Origin of the sequence: Nonlabens xylanidelens, assembly GCF_002934445.1 — a bacterium.
GTDB classification, from domain to species: domain Bacteria; phylum Bacteroidota; class Bacteroidia; order Flavobacteriales; family Flavobacteriaceae; genus Nonlabens; species Nonlabens xylanidelens.
Genome location: NZ_PTJE01000009.1, coordinates 65,841 through 89,355 on the forward strand (window position 1 = coordinate 65,841; position 23,515 = coordinate 89,355).

At 33.5% G+C, this 23,515-nt stretch carries 18 protein-coding genes; 5 read left to right on the top strand and 13 right to left on the bottom strand.

Annotated features, from left to right (window positions below):
* Positions 1-755: 755 nt before the first annotated feature.
* From LY01_RS14110 to LY01_RS14120, 3 genes are read left to right on the top strand one after another with little or no spacing between them, the layout of a single operon-like run.
* On the top strand, positions 756-1,511 hold the full coding sequence (locus tag LY01_RS14110) for a hypothetical protein (RefSeq protein WP_104516662.1): 756 nt from the start codon (positions 756-758) through the stop codon (positions 1,509-1,511).
* Positions 1,512-1,907 (top strand): DUF5675 family protein, encoded by a 396-nt coding sequence (locus tag LY01_RS15305; RefSeq protein WP_104516663.1) that lies wholly within the window; start codon positions 1,512-1,514, stop codon positions 1,905-1,907.
* A 55-nt stretch (positions 1,908-1,962) separates the two neighbouring features.
* Positions 1,963-2,169: a hypothetical protein gene (locus LY01_RS14120; protein ID WP_394340831.1), complete on the top strand. Its 207-nt coding sequence runs from the start codon at positions 1,963-1,965 to the stop codon at positions 2,167-2,169.
* A 503-nt stretch (positions 2,170-2,672) separates the two neighbouring features.
* Here the strand turns inward: LY01_RS14120 and LY01_RS14130 are convergent.
* The 12 genes from LY01_RS14130 to LY01_RS14180 form a co-directional block, all read right to left on the bottom strand.
* On the bottom strand, positions 2,673-3,788 hold the full coding sequence (locus LY01_RS14130) for a PIN domain-containing protein (RefSeq protein ID WP_104516666.1): 1,116 nt from the start codon (positions 3,786-3,788) through the stop codon (positions 2,673-2,675).
* Between the two features lie 864 nt (positions 3,789-4,652).
* Positions 4,653-5,300, bottom strand: coding sequence for a hypothetical protein (locus LY01_RS14135; RefSeq protein WP_146080444.1), 648 nt, complete (start codon positions 5,298-5,300; stop codon positions 4,653-4,655).
* A gap of 7 nt (positions 5,301-5,307) precedes the next feature.
* Positions 5,308-5,445 (bottom strand): hypothetical protein, encoded by a 138-nt coding sequence (locus tag LY01_RS15195; RefSeq protein WP_170034660.1) that lies wholly within the window; start codon positions 5,443-5,445, stop codon positions 5,308-5,310.
* 79 nt (positions 5,446-5,524) lie between these two features.
* Positions 5,525-6,958, bottom strand: a complete 1,434-nt coding sequence (locus LY01_RS14140; RefSeq protein ID WP_104516668.1) for a 5-methylcytosine restriction system specificity protein McrC — start codon at positions 6,956-6,958, stop codon at positions 5,525-5,527.
* Positions 6,959-6,961: 3 nt separating this feature from the next.
* Entirely contained in the window at positions 6,962-9,067 is a 2,106-nt protein-coding gene (locus LY01_RS14145; protein ID WP_104516669.1) for an McrB family protein, read from the bottom strand.
* A 14-nt stretch (positions 9,068-9,081) separates the two neighbouring features.
* On the bottom strand, positions 9,082-9,501 hold the full coding sequence (locus tag LY01_RS14150; RefSeq protein WP_104516670.1) for a hypothetical protein: 420 nt from the start codon (positions 9,499-9,501) through the stop codon (positions 9,082-9,084).
* 9 nt (positions 9,502-9,510) lie between these two features.
* On the bottom strand, positions 9,511-12,651 hold the full coding sequence (locus tag LY01_RS14155; protein ID WP_104516713.1) for a type I restriction endonuclease subunit R: 3,141 nt from the start codon (positions 12,649-12,651) through the stop codon (positions 9,511-9,513).
* A gap of 2 nt (positions 12,652-12,653) precedes the next feature.
* The gene (locus tag LY01_RS14160) at positions 12,654-13,037 is read right to left on the bottom strand and encodes a hypothetical protein (protein WP_104516671.1); all 384 of its coding nucleotides are present in this window, start codon (positions 13,035-13,037) and stop codon (positions 12,654-12,656) included.
* 56 nt (positions 13,038-13,093) lie between these two features.
* Positions 13,094-13,708, bottom strand: coding sequence for a hypothetical protein (locus LY01_RS14165; RefSeq protein WP_104516672.1), 615 nt, complete (start codon positions 13,706-13,708; stop codon positions 13,094-13,096).
* A gap of 3 nt (positions 13,709-13,711) precedes the next feature.
* Positions 13,712-14,884, bottom strand: coding sequence for a restriction endonuclease subunit S (locus LY01_RS14170; RefSeq protein WP_104516673.1), 1,173 nt, complete (start codon positions 14,882-14,884; stop codon positions 13,712-13,714).
* On the bottom strand, positions 14,881-16,425 hold the full coding sequence (locus LY01_RS14175) for a type I restriction-modification system subunit M (protein ID WP_104516674.1): 1,545 nt from the start codon (positions 16,423-16,425) through the stop codon (positions 14,881-14,883). Before LY01_RS14175 ends, LY01_RS14170 begins: the two co-directional genes overlap by 4 nt.
* Positions 16,426-16,626, bottom strand: a complete 201-nt coding sequence (locus LY01_RS14180; RefSeq protein ID WP_104516675.1) for a helix-turn-helix domain-containing protein — start codon at positions 16,624-16,626, stop codon at positions 16,426-16,428.
* A gap of 160 nt (positions 16,627-16,786) precedes the next feature.
* On the opposite strand from LY01_RS14180, the gene LY01_RS14185 reads away from it, so the two are divergent.
* Both LY01_RS14185 and LY01_RS14190 read left to right on the top strand, forming a co-directional pair.
* Positions 16,787-19,129, top strand: coding sequence for a hypothetical protein (locus LY01_RS14185; protein ID WP_104516676.1), 2,343 nt, complete (start codon positions 16,787-16,789; stop codon positions 19,127-19,129).
* A 1-nt stretch (position 19,130) separates the two neighbouring features.
* A complete protein-coding gene (locus LY01_RS14190) occupies positions 19,131-20,504 on the top strand; it encodes a S1 family peptidase (protein ID WP_104516677.1) in 1,374 nt (457 codons plus the stop codon).
* A gap of 655 nt (positions 20,505-21,159) precedes the next feature.
* Here the strand turns inward: LY01_RS14190 and LY01_RS14200 are convergent.
* On the bottom strand, positions 21,160-23,514 hold the full coding sequence (locus LY01_RS14200) for a S8 family peptidase (RefSeq protein ID WP_104516678.1): 2,355 nt from the start codon (positions 23,512-23,514) through the stop codon (positions 21,160-21,162).
* Position 23,515 lies beyond the last annotated feature (1 nt).

Sequence of the window (23,515 nt, forward strand, 5' to 3'; positions counted from 1 at the left end):
AGGAGGATTGGGGTATGATTAGTCACACTCAATCCTCCTTTTTTTTACTTTATTTCAAGTTTTATAAGATCACTTATATAAAAGAGCATGACTTACATTAAAATGACCACTCACTTTCATTGAAAATTACATTACAATGATTCCAAGAATCAATATTCAAGACATAAAAAAAAGACTTATCATTTAAAATGATAAGTCTTTTGTTGTGACCTCGACAGGATTCGAACCCTATCTGTAATTCCTTAGTATTATTAACTTTCTTAGTTTTTCAATGTTATTACTAACCGAATAGCTACCATTTACATTGAAAGTCTTTATAGTTGTTTAGCTTTTTTAAGACATAATAAAGATACAAAAATCAAGTATTCAAACCTATATAAATCATATCAAATACTATGATATTTGCTCGAGATATTGGTTTACAATTTCCTCTTTAATACCGCTGTATTCAGCGAATTCTTCTGCAGTGATAAATTGATATGACTTCTTGCCAAAGTGGGCTTTGATGTCATTTAAAAGCTTACGTCCATAGCGCTCACTTCTTCCAGTGATACGTTGAATGTCTTTTGGGTATATGCAAGCTCTTACTATTCTCATTTGATACTCTATCCATACTTAGTCCATACCTCATCTTGATATCGTATATATGTATTGTAATGGCATAAAACGAATCAATCGGAATGACTGTATATGTGCTTTTGATTTTTTTTATAAATCTACAGTCTTTTGTCTAATAATCAAAAAATCACAGTATTATGGCTAGACAAACAGGTATTATCAAATTGAAAGGAACTATCGGCGATATTTCCTTTTACAAAAGCGCAGACGGACACCTTGCGCGTTATAAAGGTGGTGTCGATGCAAATCGTATTGCAAATGATCCTGCGTTTCAGAGAACTCGTGAAAACGGTTCTGAGTTTGGACGTGCTGGAAAAGGTGGTAAAGTGATTCGAAATGCTATCCGTGTGCTTTTGCAGAACGCAAAAGACAAGAGAGTAGTGAGTCGTTTGACAAAGTCACTGGTAGCTGTTACTAAAACAGATACTGTAAATGACCGTGGTCTTAGAACCATCGAAGATGGTGATATGAACACTTTGCAAGGCTTTGAGTTCAATGTGAATGGAAAGTTAGGTTCTACACTGTTTGCGCCATATGCGACAGCATATGATCGTGCAACAGGAGATGTAGATGCTACAATAGCGCCATTTGCACCTTCGGTGCGAATAGCTGCTCCTGGTGGCACCACTCATTTCAAAGTTGTGATGGGTGCAGCTGAACTTGACTTCGCTAATGAGGCTTCAATTTTTGAGAGTGATGAAACTGCTATTCTTCCATATAATGGAGCAAATACAGCCGCTATCGCTTTAAGCGTTGCACTTACTGCAAATTCATCACTTCCAGTGCTGCAGGTTGTAGGTATTGAGTTTTATCAAGAAGTAAACGGACAAATGTATCCGTTGAAAAACGGTGCATTTAACGCTCTTGCAGTTGCGAGAATAGATTCTGTCTAAATGAATGTGTTGTTGCATAGGACCTATTATAAAGAGGGCACTAACAGTGCTCTCTTCTATAATGGCCTGTTTTTAGGTTTTGCTATTGAATTGCCCTGGTTGAATAACCAAAGAAACGTGTCCTGTATTGCTGAAGGCGTATACGAGCTGAAAGCGAGGTATTCGGCGAAGTTTAAGCATCACTTATACATCGTAGATGTGAAAGGTCGCAGTCTTATACTTCTGCATTCAGCTAATAACGCGAAGCGTGAGCTACGTGGCTGTATTGCGCCTGTAACGCAGTTAACAGGCATAGGAAAAGGAATCAATTCAAAGCCATTACTTCAAAAATTGGTGTCACTATGCTATCAAGCCTTTGACAGAAACGAAAAAGTATTATTAACTATTAAATCTTAAGACAATGAATATTGTAGAACGTTATAAAAAACCAACGCCAAAGTTCTTCAGAACTTTGCGTAACATCGGTATCGCGTTAGCTACCGCAGGTGGCGCGATTATCGCAGCACCTATTAGTTTGCCAGCTGTCCTGGTAACCGTAGCAACTTATATGACTGTTGCCGGAACAGTTGCTACTGCAGTAAGTCAGGCAGTAACGATTGATGAGAAGACAGAGATTCCCAAAATAGATGGAAGAGATTCCGTATCTGATGCTGAATAAAGTGACACAAAATGTGACACATATCAAGTTTTCAGTACTCGGTGGGACGTTATCTTCTGCGTGGATTCATATCACATCAGATGACCTCATTAAGACTGCACTTATGGCCGCAATAGGCGCTGTAATTAGCTATGTGGTTTCATTACTCGTAAAAAGACTGCATCATACGCTACTACGATTACGGTCTGGACAAGTGCCGAGAAAGAAGAAAAAGTAATAAAGAAGAGCTTCCGAAGAGGCTCTTTTTTTATTCCGAAATTTTCATTGTATCACAAAACCCTTCTGTATTATTTTAAAAGAAAAACAAAAAAAAGAAAGCAATTTCTCTAGTGGCGTGGCAATGCTGTCAAGCTTTTTGGAAAAAATCGCGCGCTCGGGAAAGGTTTGAAACAAAATAGTATAGCCCTAAGGCGTGCTATTTTTTTCAAAACCTTTAGGCTTGAGCTTTATAGCATTATTGTAGTGGCCGATGGAAGCCAACTATATTTGTGCCCTTTTTTTATTTACCATTCTCCGTATTCTGATTTTTCAGTTATATTTTCATCTGTCTTTTCCCAATCTATTAAATCAAGTTCCCATATTGTACTAAATTTAAAATTCTTTATCTCGTTACCATCATAATCAAATTCAAATAAAGCTTGAAAAGTAACTTCTAACTGATAAATACTCTGTTCTGATATATTAGTCACATTATAATATCGTCCATCCTCACGGTCGTAAAAAGCAGAAGATAAATCATTATAATACATTGGAATCATAATATCTACATATCCTTTTATCTGTGCCTCTACAGCATATTCATCTAAAGAAGTTATTATTGAATTAATGTAAGTGAAATTATTTATTTCACCAGGTTCATACTCAGCTTCTAAATAGTGTGGGTCAGAAATTAGTTCTTCATATAATAATACCGAAAAAGCATCTTCGTTACCTTCTAAGTCAGCTGTAGTAATAAATGTTGTATTATTTAGGTCGTCGTTAACTAACTCATATAAAGACTTGTATGCTTCTTTTGCATTGACAATACTATTAAGCATATCTGCTATACCGTTTTGACTTATAATTCTTTCAGATTCATAAGTAAGCATATCATTATCTTGAGATAAAAGGAAGGCTTTACATTTTCTTTCTTTACAAAATATTTCTATAGTATTTAATACGAAAGCATCTGGAAATTCATCTTTCTTTTGCCCTTGACCGAATGGTGACTTCTTTGTGAAATACTGCTCAAATACTTCTGCTATAGAACTGTTGTCAGATGATATAATGGATACATTATATTTCTTTAAAAAAGCATCAAATATTTCACATATACGAGCGTGTTCTTTTACAATATCAATTTTCGGTAAAGGATTAAATGAGTTATAGTCTTCAAGCAGCCTAAGTACTCGACCTTCTTTGCTAAAGTTTGTGTTTGCTTGTTTATACAAGGTTTTTGCTCTAGTTAAAATAGATTCAATTCTTTTATGACATTCTCTATGGATTATATCTACTATGCAGATATTAATGCCCTCATCAGCACAGGTTTTAAATAATTTATTTATTTCTTCTCCTTCGGTAAAATTTTGAGCTTGGAATATGCTAGTATCTAAAAACAGAAATTCACTTTCTAATAACATTCTAATTTAATTTATTACAAGTTAACTTAATTAAGCAGGTAATCCAAAAGGCGCGAGCCGCCTGCGAGATTAGCAAGAGTGTTGTGAGTGATCGCCTGTAGGTACGAAAGGCGCTCACGACTATGTTGCAAACACTAGGTGGCGCAGTTTTTTGATTTGGTTGAATGTTAATCTGGGTGTTTATTAGAATAGGTTAGTGCTGTGTGTGAGTGTAGCGTTTGACGATAGGAATACGCGGAGGGAATACATAGCTCTTACTTACTAGGACGGAAGCGGTACCATCCGCAGGTGGTATGGCTGTAGGACGTTCTTTAATGAAGAAAGTTTATTGAATTGGTATCAAAAAATGTGACACCGTTTAAGCCCGCAGCGACACGCAGGCTCGCAAAACATTAAATAGCGGTTATACCTTAAACTTAAATACTTGTGCGTAGCACAAAACAGCTTTGGATATTAAGGTATAAGAGTAGCTATGGGTGAGGAATAGTGTAATGTGTGTAATAGTGCAAGTAAATACTGCTGCGAGGACGTTTCGCCGCAGCAGTAGTATTTACGGTAAGCACAAAAACGACGATAGGAGTTATTGTGATTATGTACTATGGAACTAAATGGAGCGACTGACGAACACCTTATTACCTGCCTTCACGAATTTTAATGCTAGTACTACTGTTTATTACAATAAAAATGATAATGGATAAGTAAGTTGCGCGTTGGCAAAGAATACTGGTTGTGGTAATGAAGCGTCTATCTGTTAGGTAGGTGCGTAATGGACATAACGAGTATTGAGGGCGAGCTGGAAGCTCTAGCGAATGAATAAGTGCAGCTTGCGGAACGAGAGAATAAGTAAGTGCTGAAAGTGGGGACTTACTTTAAGATGTCTCTTCCTAAACTTTCTACTAATTCTTGATATTTTTCTGGTTCACCTATTTCCTCAAAATACTCTTCAACTAGGTAAGGCGGGAAACCTTTGATTTGCTTGTAGGTAAGATTTGATATTTCTAAAAAGTGTCTGAGTTGAGGTATTTCATTTATTTGTTCACTTAGTTTTTTATGATGCATTCCTTTTAAAGCTGCAATGTCTTTTTTCTTTATTGGCTGTATGATTTGCCATTTTTTATCTGTCCATTTATTCATCGCAATAATAATATCCCCTGTGGTAGGATTTTTAGGCAGATTTAGATATTTGTCATATTTGGTTTTGAAGGTATTTCTAGAAGTACCAAATAGTTTATAAACAATTTCATAATCAACAATATCGGGAATAAATAAATCAATGGTTTTAGCAATCTCTTGAATTGTAATTGTTTTGTGAGGTTTTAATGGTCCTATTTCAATCCAATTAGACATATGCATCATATAGATTAAGGCGTTTCTTGTAGAGTGAAAATGCTCTCCAAACACTGCACCACAAAGAAAAACCGAAAGCATATGCCCACGGTTTTTCCATCTATGCCCCGGTTGGCATAAGAGTCTTTCTAATTCTGGTAAAGTTGTTCCTTGACGTTTTGGCAAAGCTTAACTATTTTTTAGAATTAGTAGCTGCTGCTCGAGATGCTCTTGCGGCAAAAGAACCTTTAGATACGGAACCATTACCTGATTTTGCCGTTGCACTTTGAATACGGGATGCTGCATTTGTTGTCATTTTTGATTTACTCATTTTTATTGTTTTTAAAAGTTAATGAGGTAAAATTATATATTGAAAATTATGCATTTCTAGATATTGACGTTTTAGAGTATTAATGATCTATTAGGTTATCTGATAATGATAGCACCTCATTGATTGTTTTTTCGATTCTAAATAGGAATTTGTTTTCACTATCTCTTATATCTTCAAGAGACATTTCCCTATTTACATATATACCATCTACAATAAACTTAGACTTGTGAAATGGATTATTAAAGATGTTTGCAGCGTGTGATTTATCTATATTCAGTTGTTTTCGCAAAGGGTAGATTAAACCAGCGATAATATTATTAGGAGCATAATATTGAGCGTAAGAATGAATTTGATAAAAATCGCTCCTATCTAAATCTCTTTTCTGCAACCTCATCGTTTTAAACTTAGCATCAAAGACTATTATTTTGTTGGAGTATTTATGTTTTAAAAGAATATCAGGCAACATTTTTCTTTTAAAAAACAAGCCTTCATAAACTTGTATCTCTTCTTGACCCGAAACATACCAATCTTTAAAATAGCGGCTTAACAACTTCTCTAAATAGACTTCGAAAAGCTGAGAGATATCAAATAAGTATCCGGTTGTAGTTAACTTGTTTTCTATGTTAGACATTAAAAGGTTTTGCTCTTTTAAAATTATCTCTGCATATTCCAATACTTTTCTAAATGAGCGGAAAACTGGGTTTTGAAGAACACTGTGGTTTATTGCCTTTTTAATTATTAATGACTGAGGAAAGACACCTGAGTAATGCTGCTTCAACAACTGAAATACACCTAATATTTTCTGATGAATATCTTTGCCAAATTTCTTTTCAAGAGTCAAACAAGCTACGTAAAGTACATCAATAATTTCTTGAACATATTTTTGTTCTCTGTAGATTGATGTGAGCTTTCCAGTAAATGGAATATCTTGCCTTATATAACTGTTAATGTCAACTTTCCCTCTTACTTTATTACTACGTTCTTTTGTTGTTTGATATACTTTTGGAAGACCTAAAACTGCTGCTTTTTCTAAAGACTGAATAAACAGATATGCTATAATATTTTGAAACTCGTTAATGTCTTGTGTCTTATTTGCATTGGTTAATTTATTATCAATGTAAATATCATTTACAAAATTTAGCATTCGTTTTAAAAATGTATCGCCAAAAGGCGTGACAATATTAAATTGATAACCTTTGTGATATACTACACCAGCGAACAGTCCAGTTTGAATAATAAACTCTTTGCTAAAAGAATCATTCTCTTTTGAGTATAACTTTAAGATTAATTCTTCCTCATCTTGCAGTCTGTTACGGTTATTTTTGAAACCAAATATTTGAAGTTTTTTTAAACTCCTATTTTTATTAGAAAAGGTGTAAGTTGAACTAAATAATTGCTCCTTTAGTTTCTTAAAATCAGAAACTTTACGTGTGCCAAATTGTTCCTTTAATTGCACCTCATTTAAGGCACATTCTTCATAAAAATTATGGTTTGTAGGAACACTAATTTTCATCCACTATTTATTTATAGGTTTTTGAAAAATTGATAAGGCTTCTTCTAATTTATTATCTAAATCACTCTCAGCAAACATTGATCTTAGGTATTCTTTTAAGGTAGGTCTTAGATGTAGTGTATATAATACATTAAGATTTTTCCTCGTGATTGTTTTTGTGTTAGAGATATGAGAAATCTTCATAAAGAATGAATGCCCAAACTCATAAGATTTACCCATACCCAACTCTTTACTTATGAACTCATTTAATTTTATGCAAGCTTTGGTATAATAAACTATGTTGTTAAAGTTGTCACCGTTCCTAAACTTAACTTCATTTTCAATCACATCATAATCGCAGTCCTTTCTCAACCATTTAAAGCGACGACGAAGTGCTAGATCAAAAGCGTCTATACTCTTATCTACATCATTCATCATACCAATAAAAAACACATTTTTAGGAACTCCAAAATATGCATTGCCGTTAACGAAGTGATAAGCTAGCCCTTGATTAGAAGGATCATCCTTAATCATATCTTCAATTAATGCTGAGTATTGTGTTTTTATAAGATTTTCGTCACTCACGCCATCGTGCCTGTAATCCTTCTCAAGACATAACAGCGTCTCTCCGAATACAGACGATAAATTCGCTCTATTTATTTCATCAACAATAAAATAATAATTGTTTGATAAATCTGCTTTTGCTTTAGAACAGAATTTCTTAAAAATGCCATCTACAAGCTCAAATTTTATATTACCATTTGAAGTCACTCCTTTTGGTTTTATACCTTCAATAAAATCTTCATAAGTAAATGATGGATGAAATTGAACAAATTCATATCTGCTCTTATCGCCTTGACATAAAAAATCCAAACTGTTTTTTACTGCATACGTTTTACCTGTTCCTGGCGGTCCATATAAAATGACATTAGGAGTATTAATATCTGCAATACTCTGAGTGTTACTATACTTCCAAAGAAACCTTGATAAGAGTACATTTTCTAGTGGTGTGTCTGCTATGTCTAGAACCTCATTTAGGACTTTACGTATTTCATAGTTCTTACCTAAATTATTAAACGTTTCTAAGTCAATTAATTCATTGTGTAAATTATCGATTGTATTGTCTGAGTAAATAAAAACAAAATCATATAAATTATCTAAAACTGAAAGTTTTCGTAACACCTGTTTTGCAGCATAATTACTTTCCTCCACGTTTTGAATCTTTAAATGAATGGCATCACTAGTAACTATTTTATGAAGAAGGCTTTTTATTTCATTGTTGAAATAATTTTCAGCTTTTGTTCTATCGGCATTTAAATCCTCTTTACCAATGGAAAAGGTATGATTGTCATCATTAAGTTTTACGCCAAAATTATTTGCAGTACCAGGTTTTGAAGATCCAAAAACAGTTTTAGTTGTACGCTCTAAGAAATTACAAAGGTAGCCACCAGGTAATACAGCCGTAGCATTATGAACTCTGTTGGTATAATCATCTAATGATATACTATTGTTTAAAATTTTGTCTTTATATAATTTCCAATCATTTAGTAAAACATCTACTTCAGATTCTATGTACTTCCTTTCAGTATCAGATACTTGATTTTTATATGTCGTCCATAGCTCCTTTATCTCTAATTGCCTTTGTTTAGATATTTTTATATTGTCCATTAGTTTGTCGTTCATTATTTGTTTGTACCACTTCTTAATAAAGATGTTTGTAGCATTTTTACCTTGACATAGTGTAAGTGTGCCTGGAGCTTGTATATGATTTTTGTCAAATTTATTTAAAGTAGTTTCGAGAAGATTTTTGTGTGAATTGTTATTGTATATATCTAATACATTTACTTTTCGTCTAAGCTTAAACCAGTCAAAATTATAATCAGCATTTTCTTCAATAAAAGCATCGCTCACTATTTCAACTAGTGCTAGAGGTGTTATTGTTTCTCTAACCATAACAATATCACCAATTCGCATATCTCTCTTAAAATATGTAGGATCAGGTACAGGTTCACCGTTTTTATCTTCCCACGCTTCTCCTAAACCTATTATGTTTCTTGTAGTTATAACTTCTAAAAGAACCTCTTTAGGTAACTTATCATCAGGTTGCATTTGTATATGCCAGTAGTTCATAAACCTTATGTGTTTTAGTAAATAATATTATGAACTTCCACCGCGCTTAGTACTAGATAAAGTATTGCGGCTATCATTACTATTAGATTTATCCAACTAGATATTTTACCAATATTCTCTAATCTTATAGACTTTAGTATTGATTCCTTTTTTGTTTCTGAATACCCTAATAATAGGCCAACATAATAAGCTCTAATTTGTTTTTCTATTCTAAGATTGAATAACGATAAAACCACACTAATACCGAATAGAATAGCACTTGTTAGTACAAAATCTGTCAAGGATTCCTGTGCTTTAATTAACATTTTACTAAACTCTAGGCATCCATATAACCCAAAACCTGCTACAATTAGACTTATCTGCTCATAACGTCTATCGTAAAATTTATAATCTTCTAATACTGAGTTTTTTAATATGTCTTTATTTTCAATCATAATGAATTATTATTTCCCTGTAAAAAACTCTGCTAGGTTTTCACTTTGCGCTAGTACTCTATCTGCTTCTAGCTTTGCTAGATCTGGTGGATAGCCATAACGCATTAATATTTTCTTTACTGTTAATCTTAGTTTTGCTCGCACATCATCACGTTTGCTCCAATCTACTGTTGCATTTTTTCTCACAACATCTACGATGGTATGGATGAGCTCCCTCATCTTTTGATCATCTAACATCTTAGTAGAATCGTTTTGAGAAAGTACGCTGTAGAAAGCATATTCTTCTGGACTTAGACCTAACTCGTGACTCTTGTTGTCTTCTAATCGCATTTCTCTCGCGATTTCTGAAAGCTCTTGTAATACTTGCGCTGAGTCTATTTGATTGTTATGATAGCGTTTCACCACAGATTCCAACATTTCAGAAAAACGCTTTCCTTGTGCTATATTTTTAGTTTTACGCACACGAACCTCATCACTAAGTAGTTTCTTTAGTAACTCAAATGCAACATTCTTTTGTTGCATATTCTTGACTTCTAAAAGGAACTCGTCTGATAGTATGCTCACTGATGGACTTTCAATACCCGCTGCTTCAAAAATATCTACAATGCCATCACTTGCAAGTTTGTCATCTATGATTTGTTTTATAGCAGTTTCTACCTCGTAATCTGATTTTATGTTGTTACCAGAGAACTTATTGATTCTGTTTTTAATGGACTGAAAAAAGGCAACTTGATCTTTAATCTCATTTGCTGCTTTATTAGGAATAGCCATTGCAAAAAGTTTGGATAGGAGCGTTACTTCTTTTAAGAATCTGTCTTTTAAATTTTCGCTTGAGAGTATGAAGTTTTGAGCTGCTAGAATAATTTGTAAACGTCTTGCAGTATCTACTTCAAAGTATTCTTTATAATCAAAACCATTGAACATTTGTTCTATGATTTCAAACTTCTCTAGCATTCCTGCAATAGCTTCTTTAATATCAACGACTGGAGCACCTTCACCACCGCTTTGTAAGTAGGTCGCCATTGCACTACGTAAGTCTTGACCAATCCCGATATAGTCAACAATTAAGCCTCCTGGTTTATCTTTATACACCCGATTCACTCTTGCTATGGCTTGCATTAAGTTAGCACCTTGCATCTTTTTGTCTACGTACAATGTGTGTAAACTAGGAGCATCAAAACCAGTAAGCCACATATCTCTTACAATGACCAACTTTAATTCATCGTTGGTGTCTTTCATTCTTGTTGCAAGATCTTTACGCTGTTTTTTTGTGGTGTGGTGCGGTTGTAAAATAGGATCGTCATCACTAGTACTTGTCATAATGACTTTAATGATGCCTTTATCTAAATCATTATGATGCCATTCTGGACGTAGCTTGATAATTTCATTGTATAATAAAGCACAGATTGTACGTGTCATACCAACAATCATAGCTTTACCCTCGAAAACTTCTTGACGTGCTTCAAAATGAGAGACAATGTCTTTGGCTATATCTTGAAGACGTCCTGGATGACCTACTACCGCATCTATTGTCGCTGTTTTCTTTTTGGCCTTTTCTAATTGCTCTTCTGTTACATCAGAAATTTCGTTTATTTCTGCATCAATTGTTGCAGCTGTTTTTTCATCTAACTTGATTTTTACTAGACGAGACTCATAGTTTATGGGTACTGTGGCACCATCTTCTACTGCCATTTTAATGTCGTAGATGGCATCTATGTAATCACCGAATACTGCAGGTGTATTTTTATCTTCTTTTTCTATAGGTGTGCCTGTAAAGCCTAAATAGGAAGCTTTAGGCAATGCATCTCGTAGGTATTTTGCATTACCGTATCTAATTTCTGAACCTTCTTCTGTTTCTACTTCTCTTGCTTTAAACCCGTATTGACTTCTATGCGCCTCATCCGCCACAACAACAATATTTGTACGATTAGATAGGGTGTCAAATACATTACCTTCTGCAGGTGCAAATTTTTGAATGGTTGTGAAAATCACACCACCACCAGAAACTTTGAGCAATTCCTTAATATGTTCTCTATTATTGGCTTGTACTGGCGTTTGCCTTAATAATTCTTTACAATTACCGAAAGTGCCAAATAGTTGATCGTCTAAATCATTCCTATCTGTAAGAATAACAATTGTTGGGTTGTGCATTTGCTCGTTTACAATGACCTGGCCACAATAGAAGACCATTGATAAGGATTTACCGCTTCCTTGTGTATGCCATACGACACCAATTTTTCTATCACCATCATTGGCATCGGTTGCTCTAATGGTTTGAGCAATTGCCTTTTGAACGGTGTAATATTGATGATAGGCACCAACCTTCTTGATCTTAACTTGAAATATTAATCCTGATTTTTCATCTTTCTTCTCTTCTTGCTCAAATACTGTACAGTAGCGTATGAGTTGGACTAAAGCCGTTTTGTCTAGCATACAAGCTGTAAGGACTTGTAACTCTGTGCGAGGATCTGGCTTGTGTTGTTTGTTGTTTTTTTCTAAAGTCTCCGGTGCACGCCAGCTTAGATAACGAGAAAAGGGAGCTGATACACTAGAGGTTTTTGCCTCGATACCATCGCTTATAACACAAATAGCGTTGTAGTAAAATATGCTAGGTGTTGCTTTTTTATAGTTTTGAATTTGTGTGTACGCTTTGCGTAATGTTGCCTTTTCATTTAGCGCACTTTTAAGCTCTATAAAGACAAGTGGTAAGCCATTTATATAGATGACTATATCAAAACGTTTTTCATTATTATTTTCTTTAACTACTAATTGATTAACTACCCAAAAACTATTGTTCTCAGGATTTACAACATCTAGTAACTTTACATTGATGCCCTTAACACGTCCTTCTTTTGTGTACTCTACCGTAACACCATTGGTTAATAGTGTATGGAAGCGTTCGTTGTTTTCCATTAGGTCTTCTGTACCTAAGTTGATCACTTTTTGAAATGCCTCAACACGTGCAGACTCTGGAAGGTCTGGATTTAGTTTTTTAAGTGATTGCTTAAAATGATTTTCTAGAATTACCGAACTAAAGTTTTCTCGTTGTGGATTTTCGCTATATGCAGCAATATCTGAACCATAATGATAAGTGTAACCTTGAGCTACTAGTTGTTCGATTAAAGATAATTCTATTGTATTTTCATTCATATTTAGTCCCATTCTTCAATTAATCCCAACTTTTGCATTTTTGCAACGAATCTTGGAGCTCCATCTATTAAATTAGAGCCATCATCTCTAACGATACCGTCATTTCTACGTGTATATATGCTAGCGCCTGTAATATCAATAAACATTTCTAGTACTGCTTGACCTATACCTGACCCTGGAAATGGACTAAACATTCTAGCCAATAAGTACTTTTCTTCATTTCCTGATTCATCAATAAAAACAAATTCATCACCTATTCTTTCACCATTTTCTCTAAAAGAGAATGTATAATCCCATTCATCAAAAACAATCGTTATTTCTCGCCCATCATCATCTAATTCATAATCTCTTTCAAATTCTCTATCCTCTATTAATTTTAATCCCATAATTTCTGTTTGTTAATAAATAGTATAAAAAATAAAAAAGTTTGACTTTTTTTTAACTAACCGTGATCAACAGTAATTGGGTTATTTAGAAATTCATTTAGCGTTTCTATATACAAATCATAATCTGTACTATACAGTAATTCACTAGGCCTAAAAGCAGTACCAGATAACTCTACTATTTCATTTAGACTGTCATAATTATCATTAAACTCTGGATTATCTGCAAGTTTTACTACTTGTTCTCCTACTTCTAATTCTCTGATTTCTATTTCTTCGGTTCTTTCTTTACGTTTTGCATCATATTCAAGTGTGCGTTTTATGGCTAGTTTATTTAATCTAAACTCGGCATTACGTTTAAAGAATTTCTCAGCTAATAGGCTGAACCACCAGACGAATATATATGAAGAGAGCGCGGGAATTAAAACTAATTTGCTTATCGTCCAAACTGACAACCAGAAACCCTCTAAAGGATAAAAATTGATGAGATAATCTAATTTTTCACCGTATATATCATCACTGTCAATGAACAATAGTGCGAATACAAACTTCCAGTTTGTAATAACCCACGCAATGAAAAAATAGAAATACATTGGGCTGTAAAAGCGTTCTTTTACGACTTCTTGTATGTCTTTTGCTGTTTCTGTCACTATGTCTTTTGCCTCTTCTAACATATTCTATTTCTGAAATTCTTTGATTCTAATTTTTCCGTTCATTAGTTTGGGTAAAATTGTATTTCTCATTTTTTTAAGTTCAATAACCTGTAAGTTGTTGTTTCTTTTCTTATCCATTATTGATCTAACAATTGCTTCGTAATCACACAAAATATCTTTCGGAGGTAGAGCAACTTTTATATTTTTAATTGAATCGAAAGTAATTTGCGGAAAAGTGCCAGATCTGGCTTCTGCGGTTAGATTAAATTCATCAATCATTGATTGATTCTTGAATATTTGATACAATACAAAAGGACTAAAACCCTCCTTTGGTCTAATAATCATAAACTTTGTAGATACCACGTAGTTATCTTGTTCAAAATCTACAAATGCAAATCTCTTGTTCTTAGGACGAATCTCACTATACAAAATGTCGTGTTTGTAAATTGCTTTCTTTGCTTGACCCGGTAAGCTTTTTGGGTCAGATAAATTGTTATGCAAAAACTGTCCTTTTAATACATCTCCTGTATTAATAAAAACAACTTTACCATCATCAAATTTGTATGTCTCAGAATGATTAAATGAGATTTCATTTAGCGACTTTAAAGACCAATTATTTTCAACTTCCTTTTCTTCTGGATTTATTACAAACCATTCATTAAATAATGTTTGTGCTATTGTTTCTAGAGTTTCATTCTGAGCTTTCAATAGTTCTATTTTATCATCGAAAGTTTTCAAAATTCTAACTATTGATTTTTGTTCACTTAAATTATTTGGAATGTTTAATGAAACTTTATTTAAGACAGAAGTTGTTAAGCTAGGTATCGCAGAACCAACATTTAGGTCTTCTAAATTAAACGTTTTTAAAAGATAATATAGATATCTAGGTATTACTTTTTCTTCATTAATTTGAGTATAGAATAGAGTGTCAACTGTCCAAAAAGGTTCATCTATGTAGAACAAATTTGAAAGTGTTCCTTTTCGCGGAATTAAAACTGAAGGTTTTCTATAAAGCCCCTTTTCAACATATCTCATTATACCTCCAGAACCATAGCACGGTATAACCCCTTCCTTTAATTTCTTATGATCTTTGCCATATTTAATATCACAAATAGCCTCTAATTCTGTATTTATCCATCCATCAATTAATACATCTGTTTCCGCTTTCGCGAAAGCGTTATTATCTATACTACTCATAAGCTAAACCCTATTTTTTCTAGTTGCGTTGCAATTTTTTCATTAAGGTCTGCTTCTTTATCCATTTGTTCTTTTAACGTGGTCGTAAGTGTTACTATTTTTTCTTCAAAAGGAATGCCGTCATCTTCTTCATCTGGGATGCCTACATAGCGACCTGGTGTGAGTATGTAATCGTGTTTTTGTATTTCTTCTAGTGAGGCACTTTTACAATAGCCTTTTACATCTTTATAGTTTTCATCTTTACGCCAATTGTGATAGGTTTCTGTAATTTTCTGGATGTCGCCGTTGCCGTTCTCGTGAAAGTTACCTCGTTTTTTCTCATCGTCTTTATCTGATAGATTTCTGTGTACTCTATCTTCTAGATAACCCATTTCTGAGGCATCTATAAACAGTGTTTCTTTACGTGTTTTATTACGACGTAAATACCAAATACACGCAGGAATACCAGTATTATAAAACAGTTGTTTGGGTAATGCAACGATACATTCTACTAGATTATGCTCTATGAAGTTTTTACGTATATCGCCCTCACCAGCAGTATTAGAACTCAAGGAGCCGTTTGCCAATACGGTAGCCACCACACCACCTGGTGCCGTATGATATAACATATGCTGTAACCAACCATAGTTTGCGTTGCCATTAGGCGGAACGCCATACTGCCAGCGACCGTCTTCTTGTAGTATATCAACTCCCCAATCTTTTTGATTAAATGGTGGATTTGCTATTACAAAATCTGCTTTCAAATCTGGGTGTGCATCTTTTAAGAAAGAGCCTTCGGTATTCCACGCCACAAATTTTGAGTTGATGTTGCGTATGGCGAGGTTCATTTTAGATAGTTTCCAGGTCGTCTGGTTGCTTTCTTGCCCGTACACCGTAATATCTTTGATATTACCTCGATGCTCGGTTACAAACTTCTCACTCATCACGAACATACCACCAGAACCGCTTGCAGGATCATATACACGCCCTTTGTATGGTTCTATCATCTCTACCATTAACTTTACAATCGCTTTAGGTGTGTAGAATTGTCCTCCTTTTTTACCTTCGGCATTGGCAAACTCACCTAAGAAATATTCATATACACGACCAAAGAGGTCTTTTGAGTTTTCGTTTTCGGCTTGTAACTCCGTATTGGAAATTAAATCTATGAGCTCGCCTAAGGCGGTTTTGTCTAGGTTTGCTTTACCATATACCTGTGGTAGTACATTCTTTAATTCTTTGTTTTCTTTTTCTATAGCTTCCATTGCCTCGTCTAGCGTCTGGCCAATAGTTGGCAATTTTGCTTGACCGTGTATGTGACTCCAACGTGCTACTTTAGGCACGAAGAAGGTATTTTCTGCAATGTATTCGTCTCTATCTTCTGGATCGCTCCATTCGTCTGCATCTAACTTATCATAGAGTTCAGAAAAGGATTCTGAAATGTATTTTAAGAATACGAGACCTAATACTACGTGTTTGTATTCGGCTGCGTCTATATTCTTACGCAGTTTGTCTGCTGCTTTGAACAAATCTTGTTCAAAAGTGCTTTTTGTTTTTGCCATTTATGAGTTGATGCTAGTTGTTTTTAATAGTTCTTTTGGGTCTACATTTAAGATTTTAGCAATCTTATATAATACTTCTAAGCTCGGTTGTGCACGGTTCTGAACATATCCATTTACCGTGTTAAAGCTTTTACCTAACTGGTCTGCAAGCCATACTTGCTTAATTCCTTTCTGCTCTAAGACTTCTTTTATCCTGTTCATTTCAAAGGGATTTTGAGTTTAAAGATAGAAATTATTGTGTATTAATATACTGTAATGCGTTATATAACTATTAATTAGGTACAAGTAAAATACCTATTAATGGGTATTGTTTAATGGACAGAATTAATTAGATTTATAAATTAAACTTAACTAACCCGTTATGAAACAATATTTTACGTTACTATTTTTAATAATTTCAGTCGTTGCTTATTCACAACGAAATGCCCCAGTAGCGGGAGATGCTGCAACATTAACTGACCTTATACATAAGGATTATAGTCTTGTGGATATATCTAAGGTTAAAGAAGAAATGAATAGAGATCGTAAGAAGGTTATATCTCTATTAAGAAGGTATATATACGATTGTAAATTAGAGGTTTATAATACTAAAGTTGGGAGTCCAGAAAAGGAGGTTGGATTATTGGAGGCCATACAATATCACAACAATATAATAAGTGAAAATAAATCTCTTATAACAGAATTAAATGAAAAATTATTAAAAGAAAATAAGTCATCTTTTAGTGCTATTAAAATTGATGAATACAATCAAAATATATTAACTGCTAGGTTAGATATAGAAAAAATTAATTTTAGTGCTGATTCATTGAAATTAACAAATCTCAAAGATTGTTCATCCTCTAACCCTTATGTAAAAGAGATACTTAAACGGTTTTCAAAAAAGTATGAGCAATCTTACGCAAGTATGACAGATGAATATGCAAGAGCGTCTTCAATAAATAATATAAATAAGAGTTTACCTATACTCGGTGGAGATCTTGCGTTAGAAACATTTATTGATGGATTAAGTGGTTTTATTGCAAATAGAACGAAGCAGGAACTACAAGTGTATGCTTTTGATAAACTCAAAAAATATGTTGAACTCACTGATTGTTCTAAAATTGAAGATCCAAAAAAAAAGGCAAAATGTTTAGAGGAATTAAAAAGTCAACAAAAAAAACAACAATTATTGGCTGAACTTCAAATTATACTTCCAACAACTACTAGGTTTTTAAAAGACTATCAATTAACTAATATTAATAATCTAGGTAATGATCTGAAGGAGAATTTAGAAAAAGACTTTGACCAATTACTTGTTAATATTCCTCAATTAAAAGAAAGTAATCGATTTAAAGATAAGCCAGAACTTAAACTTGCTCTTAAGGGAGTAGAGTTTATTAATCAATTAAATAAGACTAAGAACCCTGTTGAATTAATAGATATTTTAAGTCGGGATAAAGAATTGAAGGAATTACTATTTGAAGTTACAAAAGAGGAAACAGCTTATGAAAATTTAAATGCGGTTTCTCTATTGGTACATTCTTTAACTATTGTTTCCAATAGTGAAAGACGTTTTGTGAGTCTCGAATTCTTATCTAATTATAGTACAGATATTAATTACAACTTATTATATTTTGGGTTTCTTCACAATCAATCAAAATATCATTATTTCATAGATGGGTTCCCTACTGATAAATTGATGACTAATATTAGTGTAGATGATCTAGAAAATGGCATAAGTAAACTTTATAATGTTCAACAAGATATTGGAAGAATTTTAGCAAGTGCAGAAAGAATCTATCAAAATGCGAGAAAAATTAGAATAGCAAGTCAAAATAGTGAAACTAAGATTGAACCTGAAACAGTTCATATTTATGTAGAGGACATAATTAATTTTATTGAAGATTCATATGGAACATACATCGAAATTAGAACCGATTTCTCAATAAGCAATCCAGTAGCCCCTGAAGAAAACGTAGGAACAACAGCTACTTCAACTACAATTTCTGTTGATTTAGAAAAATATTTTTCAACCGCCCATTTTGCAAATAAATTACTTTTAGATTTAAGAAAGAAGAGATATAATAATGTTCTTTTTGACGCTTTATCATTAGGAGTTGACTTAACCGAAAAAAGTGATTTAAACTTTGATATCACTGAAGAATTAGCCCGAGTTTTAAATTTTTATGCCAATGTAGCCAACGCTAAAGATTCAGAAGGTGTTGAGAAGGCCATAAGTGCCTTTGCTATGCCACAAGGCAGCTATAAGAGTAAGCAGAAAGCTAATATTTATGTAGGTCTTGATACTTATCCAGGTTTAATCTTTGGTTTAGATTTAAACGGATATGAAGGTAATGAAAGTGCCTTTGCTGTAGGAATTACTGCACCTGTTGGTATAACTATAAAGCCAAAATTTACAGGTAAAGGAAGCTTTTTTGTAAGTGTAATTGATATAGCCGCGCCATTTCGATTGAGATTTGATAATGCAGACGAAACTCGAACAATATCTGATTATACATTTGAAAATATTTTGGCACCAGGATTATATTATAGTACACCATTAGGAGATAGCCCAATTTCAATAAATATAGGTACTCAATATGGCCCTCAATTAGATTTTGAAGAAAATTCCGAAGGCGCTATAACGAATACGATTAAAGATTCTTTTAGAATAGGTGTAGGATTAGTTGTAGACATCCCTTTATATAGTATATACAGAAAATAAGATGAAACAATTTATTGGTTTATGCCTCTTTCTCTTTGTATCTTTTATGTATTCTCAGAATACTGAGGTAAAAGAAAAATCAAATCAAAGATTACAAAAAGACCGAGTCAAAGGTTATATTTTCAAAAGCGATACTGTTTCTAGTATGGATGTATATAAATTAATGCAGCAGTTGCAATTACCTACAGAAGAATTCAAGTCTAAAGAAAGGAGTATTGAAAAAATTGAAAGTGAGTCTTTTTATTTAAATGATAGAGATTTTGGTATTTACTTTGAACAAATTCAAAATCAACCATTGATTTTAGAATCGCAACAGCAAGCACAGCAGCAAGTACAGCAGCAAGTACAACTTCAAGAACAAGAGCAGATGAGCGCAACAGCTAAATCTATAAGTGAGTCTGAAAGCGAGCGTGTAACCACATCACTTGATAGTTATCGTAGTGAAGATGCTATGGAAACTCAGACAATTATAATGTTTGCACAGGAAGCTGAACTTCTAAGCGAAAGTGAAAGTGAAAAAGTAAGTGGCTCTAAAAAAAAACGTTATTTCATTTATAAAGGTAAAAAGGAAGAGAAATTAAAAGGGCCTAGTGATTATGACAGTAGGATTGAGATACTTGAGCTTGATAGTAACAGTGATTGGCAAAAAAAGATTCTGACTTCTAGTCAAAGTGTAGGTGTTATTGTTGAAAAAGAGAAACTACTAGCTTTAAACAAAGACACTTATCAAATTAATAGTTCCCTGACACTAAAAGACAGATACAATGTTTGTGAGGATGTACCTTTTAATAATCAAGTACTTCTGGGAGAAGGAACTGCCTTCGTAAAATCTAATATTACTCTACTTACTGCGAAACACGTATTTACAAGGCCACCCTCTGATTATGTTGTTATTTTTGAATACTATACCATCAATAAATTAGGCGAGGTCTTATCTTTTGTGGACAAAAAAAATACTTATAATATCACTTCTGTATCTAGAAAAATAAACGCATTAGATATTGTAGAATTTGAAGTTGATAGATCGTTAGACAGAGCTATCCTACCAGTCGGAAATTCGAGGGATGTACAAGATACGGACGAAATTTATATGTTAGGTTACCCTCTTGGACTTCCTATGAAATTAACTATTAATGCTCGCATAATAAATGACTCTCAGCCACAATACTTTTATACTGATTTCGACAGCTTTGCAGGAAACTCAGGCTCTCCTGTATTAAACCTAACCACCAATAAAGTTATTGGAGTTTTAGTTTCTGGAATTGATGATTTTACATTCAATGGAAACTGTTTTGAAACTGTGGTTTGTGCTGATGTGTCTTGCTTTAAGGAGAAAGTTATCAGAATAGAAGAAATTATGAAATATTTTGATTGATGAAAGTGCTATTTATATGTTTTGCTAATAAGCAGCGGTCGAAGACTGCTGAAGACTATTTTTCATCAAAATATGGAGTGCACGAATTTTTGAATGCCGGTACTACTATTAAGATTTGTAGAAAGGAAGGTACTACAGAACTGACTTAAGATTTATTGAAGTGGGCAGACCAAGTGTTTGTGATGGAACAGCGACATCTTGCACAAATACAGAAACATACTGGCTCTACATATTATTCTAAAATCAATGTTTTGGATATCCCTGACGTGTTTAAGTACTATGATGCTGATTTAATTGAGTTACTTGAAGAGAAGGTGGGATTTTGAAACGACCATTATAATGGTTTTTTTAAATCGGAAAGAGCCGCATAATGCGGCTCTTTTTAGTTAGGTGTAGATCTCTTGTGTCTTGGCACCTTTACTGTTTTTGTTCCCACCTTTTTTGTATGAGGCTTTACGGTAACAATCTTTTTTCCTTCAGCAGTTTTAGCCATAATAAAAAGATTTAGAGCTTCAACAAAAAGAGTGAAGCTATCTCTTTTTAGAATTTATTTTTTCCTCTGATAAAGTCTCTGTACATTCGTCTCGTCAAAAAAAGGATCTACAAAGATTTTTAGAGAGGCAGGCTGAAATTCTAATTCAAAAGCCTGCTTTTTTTATTCCTTATTATCAATATCAATTCTAATTTCTTCTCTCAGCTTGATATTTGAGTGTAGAAAGTTTCTGTCTGCCAGTAATCTTGATACTTCATTGTAAACTTGATGTTGACTTTTAGTATCTCTTATGGTTACTATAAGTGTGAAATCTTGATTAAGTACTTCACCATCTTTAAGAGCCATTGTTTCGGCAAAATCTCGATATTCACCTTTTATTTTAGCAAACCACTTCCTATTACCAGCGAGAGCATCTCTCTGTCTTGCTGCTGTCATTTCATCAAGATTGACAGAGTATTTTTTAACTGGTTGATATTTTTTACCATAGTTTAGTAACATTCTTTCTCTAGCGTAATCAGTAGAAGTGTCTCTTTTATGCGTTGCAGCATAGTTAGAATCCAACATTACATTCTTAGGGTCTTCTGGACCTATAGGATTGAGAATATTTGATTTGGTAGTATCTCGACTTTTGATGTCTTCGTAGGTACCGAATTGCAACTTGATATTTGATTGGCAATATTCAGCTCCTTGTTTTTCTCTTAAAACTGGCTGAGCTACTAATGTTACTTTTATTTCTCCATAGAAAAAACCATTTTCGTCAATTAAGCTTTCTGGAAAAGGAAAATCTAAAATTTCGATGAATTCACCTCTGTTGATATTCTCCTGTAATATCAGTGTAATCTCGTGTGGGTCGTTGTATACAATTTCATCAGCAGAGGTCGCGACACCAAAACCCATTTGCTTTACTTTTTCATTAATTGGGAAATCAACACCCGATGGGTATTTTGCAGAATGAATTGCTAAAGCTTTTAAAAGAGTAGGACTAAACTTTTCTTTTACTTTAAAATTAATTTCAGAAAGTAGCGATGTAACACGAGGAGTTGAAAAACTTGTTCCCACAGTTTTAATTGTGCTTCCATCTGGAGCTATTGCCTTGACGCCGTTTTGTACAATACTTCCTGATTTTACACCTGCATTACCACCATAAGAAACTAAATCTGGTTTTATACTATTTGCTGGGCCAGGTCCAATTCTAGTGAAAGGTGAAGGATGATTTACATCCGATAAGTCATCAGTCGTTTTTGAGTGTGCTATAGATCCTACTACAATAGATCTCATTGAATCACCAGATTTTGCTACTCTAGATTTTGGATGTCCCGTTTTAAAATTGATACAATTACCTGTTGATTTACATATAATAACGTCTTTTACCATCTGTATATCATCAAGTGCTTTACCAAAATCTGAAAATTCACTAATATCTGCTTCAGTAGCGGTACCTAATGAAAGGTTCCAAATTTTAATTTCTGGATTGCTAGAGATTGCATCTCTTATATTCTCAATTAACTCGTCTTCGCTAATTGATTCTTTTCTATTATCAGGAAAAACGGTTGCGTCAAACAACATACAACCTGAATTACCTGTCCATTTTTTATTTTCCAATTCATCACCATAAACAATAATACTAGACACGCCTGTGCCGTGATCTTTGTTTATCAAATCTTCGGGATAAGAAGAAAATTTCCTGTCTAACAACCAGGGATTTAAATATCTATTATTAGCTATGCCTGAATCTAATACTCCAATCACTGGGTATTCTTCTCCTTCTTTAGGTTTTTTAATGTCTATATCTTCATCTGAATCCAAAAAATCCATTTGAACTGAATATTGAGGCATAAAAGTTATCGATTCTAAAGCTTCAAAATCACTAATGCTATCTAACTGAGCTTTCGTTGCATTTTGAATTTTATAAATAATTAATCCTGGAGAATAATTGGTTTCAATCACTCTTACGCCTTTTTGTTGGCAGTATTTTTCAAATACTTGTTTGACTGCGTTATTCAATTCAAGATCTAAGTAATCTATTAAAGATATTTTTACTGTTTGATTATCATCTAAATCTTCAATAAATGGCACATAAGGTTCTACAGCTTCTATTGCAGATATACCTCTTGCATTTTTATTGTAATTTCTTATGTTTCTTTTAATAGCATTATTCTCTTCAATACTATCTACTTTTACAATTGCACTATTAGAATCAATAAACCCGATAATATTATTTTTCGAATGTAAACCGTTAAATAACTTTTGAATTTCTGACCTGTGGGATTTAGCAATAGCATCATCATCAATATCAACACGAAGAGTGGCAGGTATAAAACTTCTGTTTGATTCTACATTAGTAAAGTAGTTATCTAGTTCATTAACTTTATCTAATATTGAAGTCGCCCTAGCTTCTAAAGCTTCACCTTCTAATTGCCATTTAGGGATAGATTTACTACCGCCGCCTTCAACGCGACGATCGTCAATTTTTTGTCTTTTTTCAAAGAGCTTTATAGGTAAATTCTTTTTTGCCATT

What these genes read in the sequence shown, in the direction of transcription:
- LY01_RS14130 (WP_104516666.1), bottom strand. Translation starts at nt 3,788, where the DNA reads ATGTTATTAGAAAGTGAATTTCTGTTTTTAGATACTAGCATATTCCAA.
- LY01_RS15195 (WP_170034660.1), bottom strand. Translation starts at nt 5,445, where the DNA reads ATGAGTAAATCAAAAATGACAACAAATGCAGCATCCCGTATTCAAAGT.
- LY01_RS14200 (WP_104516678.1), bottom strand. Translation starts at nt 23,514, where the DNA reads ATGGCAAAAAAGAATTTACCTATAAAGCTCTTTGAAAAAAGACAAAAA.
- LY01_RS14145 (WP_104516669.1), bottom strand. Translation starts at nt 9,067, where the DNA reads ATGAACTACTGGCATATACAAATGCAACCTGATGATAAGTTACCTAAA.
- LY01_RS14110 (WP_104516662.1), top strand. Translation starts at nt 756, where the DNA reads ATGGCTAGACAAACAGGTATTATCAAATTGAAAGGAACTATCGGCGAT.
- LY01_RS14180 (WP_104516675.1), bottom strand. Translation starts at nt 16,626, where the DNA reads ATGAACAGGATAAAAGAAGTCTTAGAGCAGAAAGGAATTAAGCAAGTA.
- LY01_RS14185 (WP_104516676.1), top strand. Translation starts at nt 16,787, where the DNA reads ATGAAACAATATTTTACGTTACTATTTTTAATAATTTCAGTCGTTGCT.
- LY01_RS14155 (WP_104516713.1), bottom strand. Translation starts at nt 12,651, where the DNA reads ATGAATGAAAATACAATAGAATTATCTTTAATCGAACAACTAGTAGCT.
- LY01_RS14165 (WP_104516672.1), bottom strand. Translation starts at nt 13,708, where the DNA reads ATGTTAGAAGAGGCAAAAGACATAGTGACAGAAACAGCAAAAGACATA.
- LY01_RS15305 (WP_104516663.1), top strand. Translation starts at nt 1,512, where the DNA reads ATGAATGTGTTGTTGCATAGGACCTATTATAAAGAGGGCACTAACAGT.
- LY01_RS14175 (WP_104516674.1), bottom strand. Translation starts at nt 16,425, where the DNA reads ATGGCAAAAACAAAAAGCACTTTTGAACAAGATTTGTTCAAAGCAGCA.
- LY01_RS14190 (WP_104516677.1), top strand. Translation starts at nt 19,131, where the DNA reads ATGAAACAATTTATTGGTTTATGCCTCTTTCTCTTTGTATCTTTTATG.
- LY01_RS14150 (WP_104516670.1), bottom strand. Translation starts at nt 9,501, where the DNA reads ATGATTGAAAATAAAGACATATTAAAAAACTCAGTATTAGAAGATTAT.
- LY01_RS14170 (WP_104516673.1), bottom strand. Translation starts at nt 14,884, where the DNA reads ATGAGTAGTATAGATAATAACGCTTTCGCGAAAGCGGAAACAGATGTA.
- LY01_RS14160 (WP_104516671.1), bottom strand. Translation starts at nt 13,037, where the DNA reads ATGGGATTAAAATTAATAGAGGATAGAGAATTTGAAAGAGATTATGAA.
- LY01_RS14140 (WP_104516668.1), bottom strand. Translation starts at nt 6,958, where the DNA reads ATGAAAATTAGTGTTCCTACAAACCATAATTTTTATGAAGAATGTGCC.